This window comes from Streptomyces sp. NPDC048383, assembly GCF_040651775.1.
GTDB lineage: Bacteria > Actinomycetota > Actinomycetes > Streptomycetales > Streptomycetaceae > Streptomyces.
Window position 1 is genome coordinate 1 of the sequence record NZ_JBEZKS010000015.1, and the last position, 17347, is coordinate 17347.

The following is a 17347-nucleotide window of genomic DNA, read 5'->3' on the forward strand; positions in this document are numbered from 1 at the left end:
GGCGGGCGCGGCCTGCACGTGTTCGTGCCGATCGCACCCCGCTGGACGTTCACCGAGGTGCGGCGCTGCGCCATCACCCTGGGTCGGGAACTGGATCCCTGCTACAGGCCCGGGCCGCGGACCGGGATGTGGGTGAACGTCGGCTCCGGGGCCGGATTCTGGAAGAAGTCGTTGCCCTTGTCGTCGACCACGATGAACGCCGGGAAGTCCTCGACCTCGATCTTCCAGACCGCCTCCATGCCGAGCTCCTCGTACTCCAGGACCTCGACCTTCTTGATGCAGTCCTGCGCCAGTCGCGCCGCCGGGCCGCCGATGGAGCCGAGGTAGAAGCCGCCGTGCGTGCCGCAGGCGTTCGTCACCTGCTGCGAGCGGTTGCCCTTGGCCAGCATGACCTTCGAGCCGCCCGCCGCCTGGAACTGCTCGACGTACGAGTCCATGCGGCCGGCCGTGGTCGGGCCGAAGGAGCCGGAGGCGTAGCCCTCGGGGGTCTTGGCCGGGCCGGCGTAGTACACCGGGTGGTCCTTCAGGTACTGCGGCATCTCCGCGCCCGAGTCCAACAGTTCCTTGATCTTGGCGTGCGCGATGTCGCGCGCCACGACCAGGGGTCCGGTCAGGCTCAGGCGGGTCTTGACCGGGTGCTTGGTCAGGGTCGCCAGGATGTCGTCCATCGGCTGGTTCAGGTCGATGGAGACGACGTCCGCGGCCTCGCGCAGGTGCTCGTCGGTGGTCTCCGGCAGGAAGCGCGCCGGGTCCGTCTCCAGCTGCTCCAGGAACACGCCCTCGGCGGTGATCTTCGCGGTGGCCTGGCGGTCGGCCGAGCAGGACACGGCGATGGCGACCGGCAGCGAGGCGCCGTGGCGGGGCAGGCGCACCACGCGCACGTCGTGGCAGAAGTACTTGCCGCCGAACTGCGCGCCGATGCCGATCCGCTGGGTCAGCTCGAAGACCTGCTGTTCCAGGGCCTCGTCGCGGAAGCCGTGGCCGAGCGGGGAGCCCTCGGTGGGCAGCTCGTCCAGGTAGTGCGCGGAGGCGTACTTCGCCGTCTTGAGCGCGTGCTCGGCGGAGGTGCCGCCGACGACGATCGCCAGGTGGTAGGGCGGGCAGGCCGCCGTACCGAGCGAGCGGATCTTCTCCTCCAGGAACTTCATCATGGAGGCCTCGTTGAGGACCGCCTTCGTCTCCTGGTAGAGGAAGGACTTGTTGGCCGAGCCGCCGCCCTTGGCCATGAAGAGGAACTTGTACGCGCCGCCGTCGGTCGCGTACAGCTCGATCTGCGCGGGCAGGTTCGAGCCGGTGTTCTTCTCCTCCCACATGGTGATCGGGGCCATCTGCGAGTAGCGCAGGTTCAGACGGGTGTACGCGTCGAAGATGCCGCGGGAGAGCGCCGCCTCGTCGCCGCCCTCGGTGAGCACGTTCTGGCCGCGCTTGCCCATGACGATCGCGGTGCCCGTGTCCTGGCACATCGGCAGCACGCCGGCCGCGGCGATGTTCGCGTTCTTCAGCAGGTCCAGCGCGACGAACTTGTCGTTCGCGCTCGCCTCCGGGTCGTCGATGATGCGACGCAGCTGCGCGAGGTGCGCGGGGCGCAGGAAGTGCTGGATGTCGTGGATCGCCTCTTCGGCGAGCTTGCGCAGCGCCTCCGGCTCGACCTTGAGGAACGTACGACCGTCCGCCTCGAAGGTGGACACGCCCTCGGCGGTCACCAGCCGGTAGGGGGTGGTGTCCTCGCCCAGGGGCAGCAGGTCGGTGTACGCGAACGCCGGGCCGGGGGGGCGGGAGCTAAGGGACATTGGGGGCATTCCTTCAATCGGCAGACGGCGCTGGCGACCAATTGGCAGCGCGGTGTCCAGCGTAGGACCTCCCGGCGGCGCCAACTCTGTGAGGTAGGGCTCACTCAGTAGTATCGCGATCTATCGTGTCTCGCTATGCTGGCGTCGTGGACCTGGAAAAGCACCCCGCCGCCCCCGCCGCCGCCCCCTCCGAGCTGCGCGCCTCCGACGCCGACCGGGACCGGATCGCGCAGATCCTCTCCGATGCCCTCGCCGAGGGCCGGCTGACCGCCGAGGAGCACTCCGACCGCCTGGACTCCCTCTACGCCTTCAAGACGGTCGGCGAGCTGGACGTCCTCGTACGGGACCTCCCGGCCGTTCCCGGCGGGTCCGCGGCGGCCGCCCCCGTGACGGCTTCCGGCTCGGGCTGGACCGAGACCGTCGTCGCCGTGTGCAGCGCCTCCGCCCGCAAGGGCCGCTGGCGCCCGGGCGCCCGTACCCGGGCCGTTTCGGTCATGGGCGACATCAACATCGACCTGACCGAGGCCGTCTTCGAGCAGCAGATCACCGAGATCAACGTGACCTCGGTGCTCGGCAACGTCGAGATCATCGTCCCGGAGAACGTCACCCTGCGCGGCTACGGCAGCGGGGTCCTCGGCAACTTCGAGGTCCGCGGCCAGGGGCGCGGCGCCACCGACCCGCAGGCGCCGGTCGTGATCGTCCGCGGCTTCTCGCTGCTCGGCAACATCGAGGCCCGTCCCAAGCCCGGGGCCCGACTGGTCGACCTGGCCCTCAAGCTCCGCAAGCGCACGGAGGGCTGAGCGCCGCCGGGACCCCGGCCGAGCGGCGAGCGCCGAGCGCCGGGACCGGGAACGGGACCCGGGACCCGGGACCGCACGAGGGTTTCGGGCCTGCGTCGTATTTCGGTCGAACCTCCCGCGCCCGACGGCCCGTGCGGCATAGCGGCACGCCCAGCGGGTAGGGACTGGTGCATCGTCTCTCGCTCGCGTATACGTCGTCAGGAGTAGACCGTGCCGCATCCGCCGCATCAGTCCCTGCAGGCAGCCGTCGTCCAGAGCCTTCCGACGCGGGCGGCCGCCGTGCCGAAGCCGCGGGTGCCGGCGAGGGAAGAGGACGGCCCCTGGCACGCGGAGGCGGTGTGCCGCAGGGACGAGGCGGGACTCTTCTTCGCCCCTTCCAAGGAACCCACCGCGGCCCGGCTCGCCCGCGAGGAGGCCGCCAAGCGGGTCTGCGCGCGCTGCCCGGTCATGGTCGCCTGCCGGGAGCACGCCCTGCTCCAGCCCGAGCCCTACGGCGTCTGGGGCGGCCTGACCGCCGCCGAGCGGCGGGTCGTACTGGGCCGGCGCCGGCGGCGCGCCACCGAACTGCTGCCCGGCGCCGCCGGGTCCGGGCCCATCGCCGCGGCGGGCTGAGCCCCACCCCACCCCACAGCACCCCGGCCCCGGCCGGGTGCGCGGTACGACGTACGGACGCGCGAGAGGGGCGGCCCGCCGCACGCGGGACCGCCCCTCACCGTCGTACCGCCCTCAGGGCCGGCCGCTTCCGCGACCGTTCCCTCCGGCCGCTCCTACTGGGCGCGGTCGAAGTCGATCCCGCTGTACGCGCGCAGCTTCGACAGTCGGTGGGTGGAGTCGATCTGTCGGATCGTGCCCGACTTGGAGCGCATGACCAGCGAGGACGTGGTCGCGGTCTCCGAGCGGTAGTGGACACCGCGCAGCAGCTCGCCGTCCGTGATGCCGGTGGCGACGAAGAAGACGTTCTCGCCGGACACCAGGTCCGTCGTGGTCAGGACGCGGTCCAGGTCGTGGCCCGCGTCGATCGCGCGCCCGCGCTCGGCGTCGTCCTTCGGCCACAGCTTGCCCTGGATGGTGCCGCCGAGGCACTTGATGGCGCAGGCCGAGATGATGCCCTCGGGGGTGCCGCCGATGCCGAGGAGCAGGTCCACGCCGGTGCCCTCGCGCACCGCCATGACCGAGCCCGCGACGTCGCCGTCCGAGATGAACTTGATGCGGGCGCCGGTCTCGCGGATCTCCTTGACGATGCCCTCGTGGCGCGGGCGGTCCAGGATGACGACGGTGACGTCCTCGACGGCGATGCTCTTCGCCTTGGCGACGCGGCGGATGTTCACCGCGACGGGGGCGTTGATGTCGACGAAGTCGGCGGCCTCGGGGCCGGTGACGAGCTTGTCCATGTAGAAGACCGCGGACGGGTCGAACATGGTGCCGCGGTCGGCGGCCGCCAGTACGGCGATGGCGTTGGGCATGCCCTTGGCGTTGAGCGTGGTCCCGTCGATCGGGTCCACGGCGATGTCGACCTCGGCGCCGGTGCCGTCGCCGACCCGCTCGCCGTTGAAGAGCATGGGCGCTTCGTCCTTCTCGCCCTCGCCGATGACGACGACGCCGTTCATCGAGACGGTGGAGATCAGGGTGCGCATCGCGTTGACGGCGGCGCCGTCGGCGCCGATCTTGTCGCCGCGGCCGACCCACCGGCCGGCGGCCAGGGCTGCGGCCTCGGTGACCCGGACGAGTTCCAGGGCGAGGTTGCGGTCGGGGGAGTCGGGATGGACTTCGAGCTGGGGCGGCAGGTTGTGCTCGGTCATCGGAGCGCACCTTTCTGTACGACGACGGCCGGGATGTGAGGGTGCTGGAACTCTATCGGTACGTCGACATATTGAGCAGAGCGGGTCACGTATGAGCGGAATATCGGTCAAGGGGTTGGCGTGAGCGGACGCCTTGCGTTCGGGCGGCCCGTTACCCCGCTCACCCGACACGTCCACCCCGGCGGTGATCGCCCCCGCGCGATGCGGGACGATGGTGCCGTGGCAGGTATGAAGGGCAAGCAGACGATCTGGGACATGGTCCGGTCGCTGGCGGTGATCGGTCTGGTCGTGGCGGGGATCTACATCTTCGTCCCGCACGACGACGACGCCGATCCGACGCGCACGGTGGACTACCGGGTGGAGACCGTCACGGCCCGGCGCGCGGCGCCGTACCCGGTGGCGGCCCCCGTGGGGCTGCCCGCGCAGTGGCGGGCGACCTCGGTGACGTACGAGCGCAAGAACGCGAACGCCTGGCACCTGGGCTTCCTCGCCTCGGACAAGGAGTACGTGGCGGTGGAGCAGTCCACCGACGTCTCGCCGAAGTACCTGGCGAAGGTCACCCAGGGCGCCAAGGCCGCCGGCGGGACCGAGCAGATCGGTGACCGGGCCTGGGAGCGCTGGGAGGGCGAGAAGTACGACGCCCTCGTACGGCAGGAGCAGGGCTGGGTCACCGTCGTGACCGGGACGGCCTCCTTCGAACAGCTGGCGCGGATGGCGGGCGCGCTGGAGTTCAAGCAGGGTCCGGACGCGCGGTAGTCGTTCGCCGGCCCGCGAGGGGCCGCGTGCGCGTACGTGCAAGCCGAAAGAGGCCGCCCGCCCCGGAATCCCGGGGCGGGCGGCCTCTTTCGGTGTGCTGCGGTGTCTGCCGGGCGGGGCTCAGACGGTGGTGATGACCTCGTCGAAGGCCAGGCGCGGGCTGCGCGGGTACCAGGCGGCCTCGCCCGGCTTGCCGATGTTGACGACCATCAGCGGGGTGTGGTCGTCGTCCAGGAACTCCTTCTGGAGGCCGGCGAAGTCCACGCCCGTCATCGGACCGGCGGCCAGACCGGCGGCGCGGACGCCGACGATGAAGTACGCGGCCTGGAGCGAGGCGTTGACCAGCGCGCTCTGCTCGCGGACCGGGCGCTCGGTGAAGAAGTCCTTGGCCTGCGGGTAGCTCGGCAGCAGCTGCGGGATCTCCTCGTGGAACTCGTTGTCCGCGGAGAGGATCGCGACCAGCGGCGCCGTGGCGGTCTTGGCCTGGTTGCCCTGGGCCATGTGCTTCACGAGGCGCTCGCGGGCCTCGGGGGAGCGGACCAGAGTGACGCGCAGCGGGGTGGCGTTGAAAGCGGTGGGGCCGAACTTCACCAGGTCGTAGATGGCCTGGACCTGCTCATCGGTCACCGGCTCGTCGGAGAAGGTGTTGGCGGTACGGGCCTCGCGGAACAGCAGGTCCTGAGCGGCGGCGTCGAGAACGAGAGACATCGGAAAGCCTTCTTCTTTAACGGAGGTGAAGCGCGGTGTCTCCGACTCTAGGGCGAAAGTAGGTGAATTTTCAACTAAATTGATGGGCGGGTGATCGAGATCACTCCGGGCCGTCCTAGCCGACGTCCCCGTCGGGGACGTCCGCCGCGTCCCGGGCGGCCAGCGCCGAGTCCAGCCGGGCGCGGGCCCCCTCCAGCCAGTGCCGGCACACCTTCGCCAACTCCTCGCCGCGCTCCCAGAGCGCCAGCGACTCCTCCAGCGAGGTGCCACCCGCCTCCAGCTTGCGGACGACCTCGATGAGCTCGTCACGGGCCTGCTCGTAGCCCAGCGCCGTTTCGGTGTCAGTCATTCCCGATCCCATCGTATGTGTGTCGTACATCGAATTTGTTGCCGCAGTGTGTCGCTTCAGAGGGAGTCGCCGCCGGGGTTCCGGACGCCTCCCGCGCCCGCTTCCGCCTCCTGCGCCCCGTCCGCCTCGCGCGCCTCGGCCGGTACGTCCACGACCGACACCGAGAACGCCCCCGCCGCCACCCGCGCCCGCAGCACGTCGCCCACCGCGACCTCGCCCGGGGCGCCCACCACGTGCCCGTCCGCCCGCTGCAGGACCGCGTACCCGCGCTCCAGCGTCGCCGCCGGGGACAGCGCCACCACCCGGGCCAGGGTGTGCGCCAGCTCCGAATCGGCCCGGTCCAACAGGTGCCCGAGGGTGCGCCGGCCGCGCGCCAGCAGGGCCTCCACCTCGGCCTCCCGGGTCTCCACCATCCGCTGCGGATGGACGAAGACCGGCCGGGCCAGGGCGTGCGCGAGCCCCCGATCCTCCCGGTCGAGCAGCCCGCGCAGCGCGCGCAGCCCCCGTCCCTGGAGCTGACGTACCCGCTCCAGCTCCTCCCCGACGTCCGGGACCACCTTCTTCGCCGCGTCCGTGGGCGTCGAGGCCCGCAGGTCCGCGACGAGGTCCAGCAGCGGCGAGTCCGGCTCGTGCCCGATCGCCGAGACCACCGGCGTACGGGCCGCCGCGACCGCCCGCACGACCTCCTCGTCGGAGAACGGCAGCAGGTCCTCCACGCTGCCGCCGCCGCGCGCCACGATGATCACGTCCACATCGGGGCGGGCGTCCAGCTCCTGGACCGCCCGCACCACCTGCGGCACCGCGTGCACCCCCTGCACGGCCACGTTGCGGACCTCGAAGCGGACCGCCGGCCAGCGCCGCCGGGCGTTCTCCAGCACGTCCCGCTCGGCCGCCGAGGCCCGCCCCACCACCAGCCCGATCAGCTGCGGCAGGAACGGCAGCGGCTTCTTGCGGTCCAGGGCGAACAGCCCCTCCGCGGCCAGCGACCGCTTGAGCCGCTCCAAGCGGGCCAACAGCTCCCCGATGCCCACCGGCCGGATCTCCGTCGCCCGCAGGGACAACTGCCCGCGCGGGGCGTACCACTCCGGCTTCGCCAGGACGACGACCCGCGCGCCCTCCGTCACCGCGTCCGCGACCTCCTCGAAGACCTGCCGGAAGCAGGTCACGCCGACGGAGATGTCGTGCGCGGGATCGCGCAGCGTCAGGAAGACCACCCCCGCGCCCGGCCGCCGGGACAGCTGCGTGATCTGCCCCTCCACCCACACCTGACCCAGCCGGTCGATCCAGCCCCCGATGAGCCGGGACACCTGACCGACCGGCAGCGGCGCATCAGCCGACGTATTCAGACCCATGCAGGCAGGCTAGCCGCCGGGGCCGACACCGGTGCCGGGCCCGTCGGAGCGTTCGGGGGTCCGTCAGCCCCGCTGTGCCACCAGCACCCCCAGGCCCACCACCAGCCACACCGCCCCCACGACCTGCGCCTCCCAGGACGCCTCGACGATCACGGCGACGGTCACCAGCGCCCCCAGCACCGGCACCACCAGGTGCTTCCACCAGTTCGGCGGACCCCCCGCGCGCCGCACCACGAACCAGCCCACCACCGAGGCGTGCAACAGCGTGAACGCGACCAGCGCGCCCACGTCCACCACCGACACCAGATGGTCGAGGCCGTCGTCACGGCGCGCCGCCCACACCGCCGCCACCAGCGTCACCGTCGCCGCCACCAGCAGCGCCGCCCGCGGGGTGCCGTCCGACGTACGGGCCAGGACCCGCGGCAGCCGGCCCTCCCGGGCCATCGCGAACAGCAGCCGGCCCGCCGCCGCCTGCCCGGCCAACGCCGCGAACGCCGCCCCGATCGCCTTGCTCACCGCCACCAGGTCGTGCAGCCACGACCCCGACGCCGACTCCACCGTGTCGTAGAAGGCGGGCCCCTGGAGCCCCGGATCCGCGGCCAGCTCGGCCGAGGACACCGGGGTCAGCAGCGCCGCCAGATAGGTCTGCGCGATGAACAGCACCCCGGTCACCGCCAGGCAGAACAGCACCGCGCGCGCCACCCGCGCCGAACCGCCCGTCACCTCCTCCGCGAACGAGGCGATGGCGTCGAAGCCCAGGTACGACAGGACCGCCACCGACACCGCGCCCAGCACCGCGGCCGTCGAGAAGCCGAGCGAGCCGTCCCCGGTCAGCGGCGACAGCCAGCCGCGCCGCGCCCCGCCGTCCGCCAGCGCCGCCACCGCCGCGACCAGGAAGACCAACAGCACCACGATCTCCAGGGCCAGCACGGCGAACCCGACCCGCGCGGCCGCCCGTACGCCCCACAGGTTCAGCAGGGTCGTGATCACCACCGCGAGGGCCGTCCACACCCACCGGGACACCTCCGGGACCAGCGCGTTCATCGCGATCCCGGAGAACAGGTACGCCACCGCCGGGATCAGCAGGTAGTCCAGCATCGCCATCCAGCCGGCGATCAGCCCCGGCCCCTCCCCGAGCCCCTTGCGGGCGTACGTGAAGACGGAACCGGCTTGCGGGGCCACCCGCACCATCTGCGCGTAGCTGAACGCCGTGAAGGCCATCGCGACCGTCGCGACCAGGTAGACCAGCGCCACCGCCCCGTGCGACTTCGCGTCCAGGGTCCCGAAGACCCCGACCGGCGCCATGGGCGCGATGAAGAGCAGACCGTAGACGACCAGGTCCCGGAAGCCGAGGCTCCGCCGCAGGGCGGTGGGCGCGGGCGTACCGGAATCCGTGACGGACGCCATCCGTCCTCCGAGGGATAGGCGGGACAGGGTTTCGGGCAAGTGTGTGCCGGACGGGGGACGTACGGCCTGCTGGAGGCCCCCGTACGATGGAGGGCATGACTGCACCCGCTCCCGCTTCCGCATCCCGCCGCGTCCTGCTCGCCGCCCCCCGCGGCTACTGCGCGGGCGTGGACCGAGCCGTGATCGCCGTCGAGAAGGCCCTGGAACAGTACGGTGCGCCGGTCTACGTACGGCACGAGATCGTGCACAACAAGTACGTCGTCCAGACGTTGGAGAAGAAGGGTGCCATCTTCGTCGAGCGGACGGAGGAGGTCCCCGAGGGCTCCATCGTGATGTTCTCCGCGCACGGCGTGGCCCCCGTCGTCCACGAGGAGGCCGCGCGCGGCAAGCTGGCGACGATCGACGCGACGTGCCCGCTGGTCACCAAGGTGCACAAGGAAGCGATCCGCTACGCGAACGAGGACTTCGACATCCTCCTCATCGGCCACGAGGGCCACGAGGAGGTCATCGGCACCTCCGGCGAGGCGCCGGACCACATCACGATCGTCGACGGTCCCGACGACGTCGCGAACGTGGAGGTGCGCGACGAGTCGAAGGTCGTCTGGCTGTCGCAGACCACCCTCTCCGTGGACGAGACGATGGAGACCGTCGACGCGCTGAAGACCAAGTTCCCGCTGCTCGTCTCGCCGCCGAGCGACGACATCTGCTACGCCACCTCGAACCGGCAGGCCGCCGTCAAGGTGATGGGCGCCGACTCCGACCTGGTCATCGTCGTCGGGTCGAAGAACTCCTCGAACTCCATCCGCCTCGTCGAGGTCGCCCTCGACGCCGGCGCGCGCGCCGCCCACCTGGTCGACTTCGCGTCCGAGATCGACGAGGCCTGGCTGGAGGGCGTCACCACCGTCGGCCTCACCTCGGGCGCCTCGGTGCCGGAGGTACTGGTCGAGGAGGTCCTGGAGTGGCTGACGCGGCGCGGGTACGCGGACGTCGAGATCGTCAAGACCGCCGAGGAGTCGATCGTCTTCTCGCTGCCCAAGGAACTGCGCCGCGACCTGCGCGCCGAGGCGGCCGGGCTGGTCGCGGGCGGCTCGCAGGGCTGAGGCCGGGGGCTCGAACGCCGGGCCCATCGGCCCGGACGACTAGCTCCCGGCGCGCGGGCTTCGTACGGTGATCCCATGGAGATCTTCGGTGTGGACATCGGCGGTTCAGGGATCAAGGGCGCTCCCGTGGACCTGGACCGCGGCGAGCTGGCGCAGGAGCGCCACAAAGTACTGACACCGCATCCGGCCACCCCCGAGGGGGTGGCCGGATGCGTGGCCGAGGTGGTGGACGCCTTCTCGTGGAAGGGCCCGGTCGGGGTCACCTTCCCCGGCGTGGTCACGCACGGCATCACCCGGTCGGCCGCCAACGTCGACCAGGGATGGATCGGCCTCGACGCCGCGTCCCTGTTGTCCTCGCGGCTGGGCGGCCGCAAGGTGACGGTCCTCAACGACGCCGACGCGGCGGGGATCGCCGAGATCACCTACGGGGCGGGACGCGACGTCTCGGGCACGGTCATCCTGCTCACCCTCGGCACGGGCATCGGCAGCGCCGTCTTCCGAGACGGCCTGCTCGTACCGAACACCGAGCTCGGCCACCTCGAACTGAAGGGCCACGACGCGGAGACCCGCGCCTCGGTCAAGGCCAAGGAGGACGAGGACCTCAGCTGGCCGCACTGGGCCCGCCGGCTGGAGAGGTACCTGGCCCACGTGGAGATGCTGTTCTCCCCGGACCTCTTCATCCTCGGCGGCGGCGTCAGCCGCAAGCCGGAGAAGTTCGTCCCGCTGATCGAGGGCATCCGGGCCGAGATCGTCCCGGCGAAGCTGCAGAACGACGCAGGCATCGTCGGCGCGGCGATGGCGGCGCGGGACCTGGCGGGGTAGCGCGTACGGACCGGTGCCGTCAGTGGGCCGCCGTGCCGCGTCGGGCGGCGCGGCGGCGGTCGCTCAGCACCGCGCGGCGGGCCAGCGCGATGAGGGCGGCGATCAGGGTGCCCGCGTACAGCCAGCCGGCGTGCAGGGAGAGCGCGGACACCACGCCCATGAGTTCCCCGGCGAAGCCGCCGGAGCCGCCGGAGACGGGCCACACCCCGACGGCGAAGGCGATCGGGACGGAGATCGGCGCCGTGATCAGGTCGGCCGGGCGCACCCACAGGGCGGTCACGGCGGCGACGGGCAGGAAGAGCAGCCCGTACACGAACAGCGAGGACCCGAAGAGCAGCCAGCAGATCCCGGCGGCCAACAGCGTGCCGGTGCACGCGAGCAGGCCGCCGCCGAGCCCCGTCAGCCGGGGCCGGGGCATCCGACGGCGGCGACCGGCCGGCACCCGGGGCCGGAACCGCTGTGCCTGCGCGGGCACGCCGCCGACGGGCGCCGCACGCCGGGGCGCCGGGGGCTCCTGGGGCGGCTGAGGCGTCTGGGGCGCCTGAGGGTGACGTACCGAACGCATCCTGTATTGCTCCACCCCACCAAACTAGGCGTGAGGCCCCCGTTCGGCCGCCCGGACACGCGTACATCGAGTGGCACTCATCTGAAAGTAAACTGTCCGGTGGCCCACCTCCGGGCCGCCGCCCCCTCCAGCTACGGGAAGTCGCCAACGTGTCGCTCACGATCGGAATCGTCGGCCTGCCGAATGTCGGCAAGTCGACCCTGTTCAACGCCCTGACCAAGAACGACGTGCTGGCGGCCAACTACCCGTTCGCCACCATCGAGCCGAACGTCGGCGTCGTCGGCGTCCCGGACTCGCGTCTGGCCGTCCTCGCGGGCATTTTCGGCTCCCAGAAGGTCCTCCCGGCGACGGTCGACTTCGTCGACATCGCCGGCATCGTGCGCGGCGCGTCGGAGGGCGAGGGCCTCGGCAACAAGTTCCTCGCGAACATCCGCGAGTCGGACGCCATCTGCCAGGTCATCCGTGCCTTCAAGGACGAGAACGTCGTGCACGTCGACGGCAAGGTCTCGCCGAAGGACGACATCGAGACGATCAACACCGAGCTGATCCTCGCCGACCTCCAGTCCATCGAGAAGGCCGAGCCGCGCCTGACGAAGGAGTCCCGCCTCCAGAAGGAGAAGGTCGCGGTCCTCGCGGCCGTCGTCGAGGCGAAGAAGATCCTCGAAGCCGGCGACACCCTCTTCTCGAAGGGCATCACCAAGGGCACCGAGCGCGGCGACCTCCTCCACGAGCTCCACCTCCTGACGACGAAGCCGTTCCTGTACGTCTTCAACGTCGACGAGGACGAGCTGACGGACGAGGCCTTCAAGGACGAGCAGCGCGCGCTGGTCGCCCCGGCCGAGGCGATCTTCCTGAACGCGAAGCTGGAGCAGGAGCTCATCGAGCTGGAGGACGACGAGGCCCTCGAACTCCTCCAGTCGGTCGGCCAGGAGGAGCCCGGCATGGCCACCCTCGGCCGCGTCGGCTTCACCACCCTCGGCCTCCAGACCTACCTGACGGCAGGCCCGAAGGAAACCCGCGCCTGGACCATCAAGAAGGGCGCCACCGCTCCCGAGGCCGCCGGCGTCATCCACACCGACTTCCAGCGCGGCTTCATCAAGGCCGAGGTCATCTCCTTCGCCGACCTCGTCGAATGCGGCTCGGTCGCCGAAGCCCGCTCCAAGGGCAAGGCCCGCATGGAGGGCAAGGAGTACGTCATGCAGGACGGCGACGTGGTGGAGTTCCGCTTCAACGTCTGAGCGGCTGCAGTAACACCACGTCGCTGACGGGGCGAACATGCAGGTCAGAAGGGGTCGGCTCCTGCGGGAGTCGGCCCCTTCGCCGTCACCGTGCTGGATGGGTGCTGGGCGCCCCCTCGTAGGGCCTGCGTTCGCTGGGGTTGGCCTTCCGGGTGGCCGTCGGGCACGATCCGGGGGCCGCCGACGCGTGGCTCGGGTTGCACGCCGCGGGTCTGGGGCGGGGTGAGGCCGTCCAGGCGATGTACGTCCGGGCGCACGCCTTCGGCGCGCCGCGCGCCCGGCTGCGTACGCGGCTGCTCTCGCGGTTCCGGATCGGCGGGTACGTGGACTTCCGGCTGGAGTCGAGCTGCGACCTGTGGCTCGCGAAGGGGGCGAAGCTACTGGACGAGGAGCGGCCCGACGAGGCGTGGCAGATGCTGTCGTCCGCGCCGCCACAGCCCCGGGCCGGCCGACGTCGCCCAGCGGGCCGAGGCGATCACCCCGCCGCCGGCCCCTCCCGCGGCGGCCCCCACCGTTACCGTCCGTCCCCGCGAGCGGTGAGCGGCGGTCCGTCGGTCAGAAGCCGCGGACCGAGGCGATCGTGAACGTCGTCGGCGCGCCGGTGGACGGGGTCAGCGGGCCGTCCTTGTCGAACTGCGAGCGGACCACCAGGGTGCGGCCCGGGCGGTGGGTCAGGGTCGTGGGGATCTGCAGCGACGGGTCCGTCAGGGTGCCGGTCAGGCGGCCCCGGGTGCCGTCGGCGGAGAGCTGCCAGCGGGTCAGGGTGTTGGGCACGTTCTGGGCGACCCGCAGGGTCCCGTCGGCGGCGAGGTCCAGCCCGTCGGGCGACGTGAGGGTCCCGCCGGTCAGGGCGACGCGGCCGACGGCGCCGGTGCGGAGGTCGACGCGCAGCAGCTCGCCCTCCGGCATGTCGACGGTGAGCAGGTAGCGGCCCACCGGGTCCGAGACGATGCCGTTGAGGCTGAAGCCGCCGGCGGGACGGGGCCGCAGGGACGGCGTCAGGTCGTACGCGACGCGCAGCGGGCCGCCGCCGGAGGACCGCGCGGCGGCCAACTGCCCCGGGGTGACCCGGTAGATCACCCCGCGCAGGCTGTCCGTGAGGTACGCGGAGCCGTCGGGGGTGATCGTGAGGTCGTTGACGAAGCGGGGGGCGTCCCCGGGGACGTCGAAGCGGGCGAGGCGGGCGCCGGTCCGGGTGTCGTAGACGGTGACGCCCTTGGTGGAGTCGGTGACCCAGAGGCGGCCGCGAGCGTCGACGCGCAGGCCGTTCGCGGTGGTGCGTCCGTCCGCGCCGGCCGGCAGGAAGACCTCGGCGGTGCGGGCTCCCGGGCGGGCGCGGTAGACGGTGCCGTCCGCGTACGAGCCGACGTAGACCGTGCCCGTACGATCGTCGGCCGCTATCCCCTCGGGGTAGACCTTCGCGCCGGGCAGCGTGAAGGCGGTCGTGACCCGGGCGGCGGGACCGGAGGACCCGGGTGGCCCGTACGCCGAGGACGTCCCGTACGCCGAGGACGGCGCCGCCCCCAGCGACAGCGCGGCGGCCAGCAGGAGGGGCACGGGCAGGAGCTTCGACCACATGGGCATGGGTGTCCTCTTTCGATCAGGTGTAGGCGCACAGTAGTTAGAACCCTAATGATTGGCAAGGGTCGTAGGATGCCCCCATGACTTCCATGCCCGCCGAGGAGCGCATCGGCTCGCACGTCAAGCGCGCCGAGCAGGCGCTCCTCGGGGCGAAGAACGCCGCCCTCAAGCCGGCGGCAGTAACGGTTCCGCAGTACGCCGCCCTCTACTGGCTCGGCGAGAACGCCGGCATCTCGGCGGCGGCCCTGTCCCGGCTCTGCGGGGTCACCCCGCCGACCATGAACACGGTGCTGAAGAACCTCCAGGAACGCGGTCTCATCGAACGCACCCCCCACGCCTGGCACCGCAACGTCCTGGAGACCCGCCTCACCGAGGAGGGCCGCGCCGTACTGGACCTGGCCGACGAGGCCGCCGTGCGGGTCGAGCGGGCGCTCGCCGCCGCCTTCTCCGAGGAGGAACGGGCCCGGCTCGTAGGGTTGCTGGGCCGTTGCGCCGAGGTGCTCGACACCCTGAGGTAACCGCCCCGCCCCCGAGGTTCGGGGCAAGTTCTCGCCGTGTTGTGGAACTGTCCCGAGCGTTCGTCCATCAGAACCAACGGGATGTCCAGCCGTTCTGTCCCGCCCGGGGCAGCCATGATCGTTCGGAGCGAAGTTCGTGCACCAGTACCCGCAGCAGCCGCCGTCCAGCCGCGAGCCCGAGCGCGCGCCCCGGCGGTCCCGGCGCGCGATGTGGATCGGCGCGGGCGTCGCCTGCGCGCTGGTCCTCGGCGGCGCCGGCTTCGCCGCCTGGAAGTACGAGTGGTTCTCCGGCAACGGCGAGGCCGTCAGCTTCGGCAAGAACAACCAGGGCGCGCCGGCCGAGGGCGGGGCCAAGTCCACGTCCCCGGACGCCGTCGCGCCGGCCACCCCGAGCGGCGACCCGGACGTCCTCATGCCCTCCGGCCCCAAGGCCGCCTTCAAGCAGACCGCCAAGCTCGACGACGGCACGATCATCGCCAAGACCCGACTGGTCGGAGCCAAGTCGGGCTTCGAGGGTGACGTCTGGGTCTGGGCCCCCAAGGAGTACGACGACCCGAAGTACGCCAAGAGCGCCTTCCCGGTCCTCATCGCGCTCCCCGGGGGCAACGGCTACCCGGCCAACTACTGGTCCGACCGCAGCCTCGGCCTCCAGAAGGCCGTCAGCGAGGGCGCCAAGGCCGGCACCAGCCTGCCCTTCATCCTCGTCATGCCCGTCCTCAACCCGGACGCCAAGTACTACTACGACGGCTCCGACATACCCGGGCAGCCGAAGATGGGCACCTGGATGTCCGAGGACGTACCGGACTTCGCCCGCGCCAACTTCCGTACGTACAAGTCCCGCGACGGCTGGGCCTTCATGGGCAACTCCTCCGGCGCCTTCGTCGGCCTCAAGCACGTCATGCAGCACCCGGACCGGTTCAAGGCCGTGATCGCCAACGGCGGTGAGATCGTTCCCGACTCCCCGCTGTGGAAGGGCCACCAGGCGGACATGGACGCCAACAATCCGGAGAAGCTGGCGCAGAAGCTGATCGACGCCAAGGGCCCCGAGGTCCACGTCGCCTTCCAGTACGGGACCAAGGAGGGCGGCCGGGCCCGCCTGAACACGTTCCAGCAGCAGTTCGGCAAGGGCCCCGTCAAGGTCACCATCCACGAGATCGTGGGCGGCGACCACAACGGCTGGGACTACGTCCGGGGCATGAAGGAGAGCGCCCTGGCCGAGGTCAGCAAGGTCCTGAAGGGCCCGAAGCCCGAAGCGGGCTGATCCGTCCGGCCGCCGCCGCGGCCCCGGCCCCCGCCGCCCGTCCCGTTCCCGTCCTCCCCGCGTGGCCCTCGCCACGTCGCCCCGGTCCCAGGCAACCCATACGGTCGTTCACACCTCTGTCAGGTGTGTAAGGGGGACCTATCGGTCCGACTCGCGCCCCACCGGGGCGCCGCAGAAGGAACGGGAACAATCCGTGCAGCAAGACCAGCAAGGCGACGACACCCCCGTGACCGGGGGCCCCACGACCGGGGGCGGTCGTCGCCCCGAGCGCCGCCGTCGGCTCCTGATCGGCGCCCTCGCGCTGCTCCTCGTCGCCGGGGGCGGCGGGGCGGCGTACTGGGCCGGCCTCTTCTCCGACATAGGGGATCCGGTGTCCTTCGGGAAGATCCAGGAGTCGGCGGCCGCCGAGGACATCCGGCCCGAGGTGCTGATGCCCACCGGTCCGAAGGCCGGCTTCAGCCGTACCAGCAGGCTGCCGGACGGCACACAGATCGCCGTGACCACCCTGACCGGGGCGAAGTCCGGGTTCACCGGGGACGTGTGGGTGTGGGTCCCCAAGGAGTACGACGAGCCGCAGTACGCCAAGAGCGCCTTCCCGGTGCTGATCTCCCTGCCCGGAGGCCGCGGCTACCCCAAGAACTACTGGGGCACCGGCCCCGGCCTCGGTCTCCAGCAGGCCGTGATCGACGGGGTGCGGGAGGGCACCAGCCTGCCCTTCATCCTCGTCATGCCGGTGATCAACGCCGACGCCAAGAACCACTTCGACGGCTCGGACATCCCCGGCCAGCCGAAGATGGGCACCTGGATGGCCGATGACGTCCCGGATTTCGCGAAGGCCAATTTCCGCACCTTCACCTCCCGCGACGGCTGGGCGTTCATGGGCTCCTCCTCGGGCGGTTTCGGGGCCTTCAAGCACGTCCTGAAGTACCCGGAACGCTTCAAGGCGGTCATCGCCAGCGGCGTCGACTTCGTCCCCGATTCCCCGCTCTGGAAGGGGAACCGGCAGGCCATGGACGAGAACAACCCGGAGAAGCTCGCCGAGAAGCTGATCAGGACCGGCGGCCCGGACGTCTACATCAACTTCCAGATCGGCACCAAGGAGAGCGGCCGGGCCCAGGCCGAGAAGTTCATGAAGCAGTACGGCAAGGGTCCCGTGCACACCCGGCTCCAGGTGATCCAGGATGGTGAGCACAACGGAAAGTCGTACGTACGCGGCATGAGGGAGGGTTCGCTGGCGTGGATCAGCAAGGTGTTGCGAGCACCGACACCCGAGCCCGCCGTGGGCTGAGCCCGGTGGTGCG

At 71.4% G+C, this 17347-nt stretch carries 18 protein-coding genes; 10 read left to right on the top strand and 8 right to left on the bottom strand.

Annotated features, from left to right (window positions below; all coding sequences use genetic code 11):
* Window positions 1–101: 101 nt before the first annotated feature.
* Window positions 102–1790: a fumarate hydratase gene (locus AB0D46_RS13105; protein WP_362877399.1), complete on the bottom strand. Its 1689-nt coding sequence runs from the start codon at window positions 1788–1790 to the stop codon at window positions 102–104.
* 146 nt (window positions 1791–1936) lie between these two features.
* Between AB0D46_RS13105 and AB0D46_RS13110 the strand changes: the two genes are divergently transcribed.
* Both AB0D46_RS13110 and AB0D46_RS13115 read left to right on the top strand, forming a co-directional pair.
* Complete coding sequence (locus tag AB0D46_RS13110; protein WP_362877400.1) at window positions 1937–2590, top strand: DUF1707 domain-containing protein; 654 nt, start codon at window positions 1937–1939, stop codon at window positions 2588–2590.
* Window positions 2591–2824: 234 nt separating this feature from the next.
* Window positions 2825–3202: a WhiB family transcriptional regulator gene (locus AB0D46_RS13115; protein ID WP_362877509.1), complete on the top strand. Its 378-nt coding sequence runs from the start codon at window positions 2825–2827 to the stop codon at window positions 3200–3202.
* Window positions 3203–3357: 155 nt separating this feature from the next.
* Here AB0D46_RS13115 and glpX read toward each other — a convergent pair whose 3' ends face one another.
* On the bottom strand, window positions 3358–4389 hold the full coding sequence (gene glpX / locus AB0D46_RS13120; protein ID WP_362877401.1) for a class II fructose-bisphosphatase: 1032 nt from the start codon (window positions 4387–4389) through the stop codon (window positions 3358–3360).
* A gap of 228 nt (window positions 4390–4617) precedes the next feature.
* Here glpX and AB0D46_RS13125 point away from each other — a divergent pair, with 228 nt between their 5' ends.
* Window positions 4618–5145: a DUF4245 domain-containing protein gene (locus tag AB0D46_RS13125; RefSeq protein ID WP_362877510.1), complete on the top strand. Its 528-nt coding sequence runs from the start codon at window positions 4618–4620 to the stop codon at window positions 5143–5145.
* A gap of 120 nt (window positions 5146–5265) precedes the next feature.
* Here AB0D46_RS13125 and AB0D46_RS13130 read toward each other — a convergent pair whose 3' ends face one another.
* The 4 genes from AB0D46_RS13130 to AB0D46_RS13145 all read right to left on the bottom strand — a co-directional run bounded on the left by AB0D46_RS13130 (window position 5266) and on the right by AB0D46_RS13145 (window position 8961).
* Window positions 5266–5853 (bottom strand): malonic semialdehyde reductase, encoded by a 588-nt coding sequence (locus tag AB0D46_RS13130; protein WP_362877402.1) that lies wholly within the window; start codon window positions 5851–5853, stop codon window positions 5266–5268.
* Between the two features lie 115 nt (window positions 5854–5968).
* Window positions 5969–6202, bottom strand: a complete 234-nt coding sequence (locus tag AB0D46_RS13135; protein ID WP_362877403.1) for an exodeoxyribonuclease VII small subunit — start codon at window positions 6200–6202, stop codon at window positions 5969–5971.
* Between the two features lie 56 nt (window positions 6203–6258).
* A complete protein-coding gene (xseA, locus tag AB0D46_RS13140) occupies window positions 6259–7554 on the bottom strand; it encodes an exodeoxyribonuclease VII large subunit (protein WP_362877404.1) in 1296 nt (431 codons plus the stop codon).
* A 63-nt stretch (window positions 7555–7617) separates the two neighbouring features.
* Window positions 7618–8961, bottom strand: a complete 1344-nt coding sequence (locus AB0D46_RS13145; RefSeq protein WP_362877405.1) for an APC family permease — start codon at window positions 8959–8961, stop codon at window positions 7618–7620.
* Between the two features lie 86 nt (window positions 8962–9047).
* Here AB0D46_RS13145 and AB0D46_RS13150 point away from each other — a divergent pair, with 86 nt between their 5' ends.
* Together AB0D46_RS13150 and ppgK are read left to right on the top strand one after the other, a co-directional pair.
* Window positions 9048–10061, top strand: coding sequence for a 4-hydroxy-3-methylbut-2-enyl diphosphate reductase (locus AB0D46_RS13150; protein ID WP_362877406.1), 1014 nt, complete (start codon window positions 9048–9050; stop codon window positions 10059–10061).
* A gap of 75 nt (window positions 10062–10136) precedes the next feature.
* Window positions 10137–10883: a polyphosphate--glucose phosphotransferase gene (ppgK, locus tag AB0D46_RS13155; RefSeq protein ID WP_362877407.1), complete on the top strand. Its 747-nt coding sequence runs from the start codon at window positions 10137–10139 to the stop codon at window positions 10881–10883.
* A 19-nt stretch (window positions 10884–10902) separates the two neighbouring features.
* On the opposite strand, the gene AB0D46_RS13160 is transcribed toward ppgK, so the two are convergent.
* On the bottom strand, window positions 10903–11301 hold the full coding sequence (locus AB0D46_RS13160) for a DUF6542 domain-containing protein (RefSeq protein WP_362877511.1): 399 nt from the start codon (window positions 11299–11301) through the stop codon (window positions 10903–10905).
* 296 nt (window positions 11302–11597) lie between these two features.
* On the opposite strand from AB0D46_RS13160, the gene ychF reads away from it, so the two are divergent.
* Both ychF and AB0D46_RS13170 read left to right on the top strand, forming a co-directional pair.
* A complete protein-coding gene (ychF, locus tag AB0D46_RS13165) occupies window positions 11598–12686 on the top strand; it encodes a redox-regulated ATPase YchF (RefSeq protein ID WP_362877408.1) in 1089 nt (362 codons plus the stop codon).
* Window positions 12687–12838: 152 nt separating this feature from the next.
* On the top strand, window positions 12839–13270 hold the full coding sequence (locus AB0D46_RS13170; protein ID WP_362877409.1) for a hypothetical protein: 432 nt from the start codon (window positions 12839–12841) through the stop codon (window positions 13268–13270).
* Here the strand turns inward: AB0D46_RS13170 and AB0D46_RS13175 are convergent.
* Window positions 13242–14270 (bottom strand): superoxide dismutase, encoded by a 1029-nt coding sequence (locus AB0D46_RS13175; RefSeq protein WP_362877410.1) that lies wholly within the window; start codon window positions 14268–14270, stop codon window positions 13242–13244. The genes AB0D46_RS13170 and AB0D46_RS13175 overlap by 29 nt on opposite strands.
* A gap of 77 nt (window positions 14271–14347) precedes the next feature.
* Here AB0D46_RS13175 and AB0D46_RS13180 point away from each other — a divergent pair, with 77 nt between their 5' ends.
* The 3 genes from AB0D46_RS13180 (at window position 14348) to AB0D46_RS13190 (ending at window position 17334) form a co-directional block, all read left to right on the top strand.
* The gene (locus tag AB0D46_RS13180) at window positions 14348–14785 is read left to right on the top strand and encodes a MarR family transcriptional regulator (protein WP_362877411.1); all 438 of its coding nucleotides are present in this window, start codon (window positions 14348–14350) and stop codon (window positions 14783–14785) included.
* A gap of 136 nt (window positions 14786–14921) precedes the next feature.
* Window positions 14922–16046 (top strand): alpha/beta hydrolase-fold protein, encoded by a 1125-nt coding sequence (locus tag AB0D46_RS13185; protein WP_362877412.1) that lies wholly within the window; start codon window positions 14922–14924, stop codon window positions 16044–16046.
* 193 nt (window positions 16047–16239) lie between these two features.
* The gene (locus tag AB0D46_RS13190; protein WP_362877413.1) at window positions 16240–17334 is read left to right on the top strand and encodes an alpha/beta hydrolase-fold protein; all 1095 of its coding nucleotides are present in this window, start codon (window positions 16240–16242) and stop codon (window positions 17332–17334) included.
* Window positions 17335–17347 lie beyond the last annotated feature (13 nt).

Coding starts and splice junctions, on each gene's coding strand:
- AB0D46_RS13105 (WP_362877399.1), bottom strand. CDS start 1,790: ATGTCCCTTAGCTCCCGCCCCCCCGGCCCGGCGTTCGCGTACACCGAC.
- glpX (WP_362877401.1), bottom strand. CDS start 4,389: ATGACCGAGCACAACCTGCCGCCCCAGCTCGAAGTCCATCCCGACTCC.
- AB0D46_RS13125 (WP_362877510.1), top strand. CDS start 4,618: ATGAAGGGCAAGCAGACGATCTGGGACATGGTCCGGTCGCTGGCGGTG.
- AB0D46_RS13130 (WP_362877402.1), bottom strand. CDS start 5,853: ATGTCTCTCGTTCTCGACGCCGCCGCTCAGGACCTGCTGTTCCGCGAG.
- AB0D46_RS13135 (WP_362877403.1), bottom strand. CDS start 6,202: ATGACTGACACCGAAACGGCGCTGGGCTACGAGCAGGCCCGTGACGAG.
- xseA (WP_362877404.1), bottom strand. CDS start 7,554: ATGGGTCTGAATACGTCGGCTGATGCGCCGCTGCCGGTCGGTCAGGTG.
- AB0D46_RS13145 (WP_362877405.1), bottom strand. CDS start 8,961: ATGGCGTCCGTCACGGATTCCGGTACGCCCGCGCCCACCGCCCTGCGG.
- AB0D46_RS13150 (WP_362877406.1), top strand. CDS start 9,048: ATGGAGGGCATGACTGCACCCGCTCCCGCTTCCGCATCCCGCCGCGTC.
- ppgK (WP_362877407.1), top strand. CDS start 10,137: ATGGAGATCTTCGGTGTGGACATCGGCGGTTCAGGGATCAAGGGCGCT.
- AB0D46_RS13160 (WP_362877511.1), bottom strand. CDS start 11,301: ATGCCCCGGCCCCGGCTGACGGGGCTCGGCGGCGGCCTGCTCGCGTGC.
- AB0D46_RS13175 (WP_362877410.1), bottom strand. CDS start 14,270: ATGCCCATGTGGTCGAAGCTCCTGCCCGTGCCCCTCCTGCTGGCCGCC.
- AB0D46_RS13180 (WP_362877411.1), top strand. CDS start 14,348: ATGACTTCCATGCCCGCCGAGGAGCGCATCGGCTCGCACGTCAAGCGC.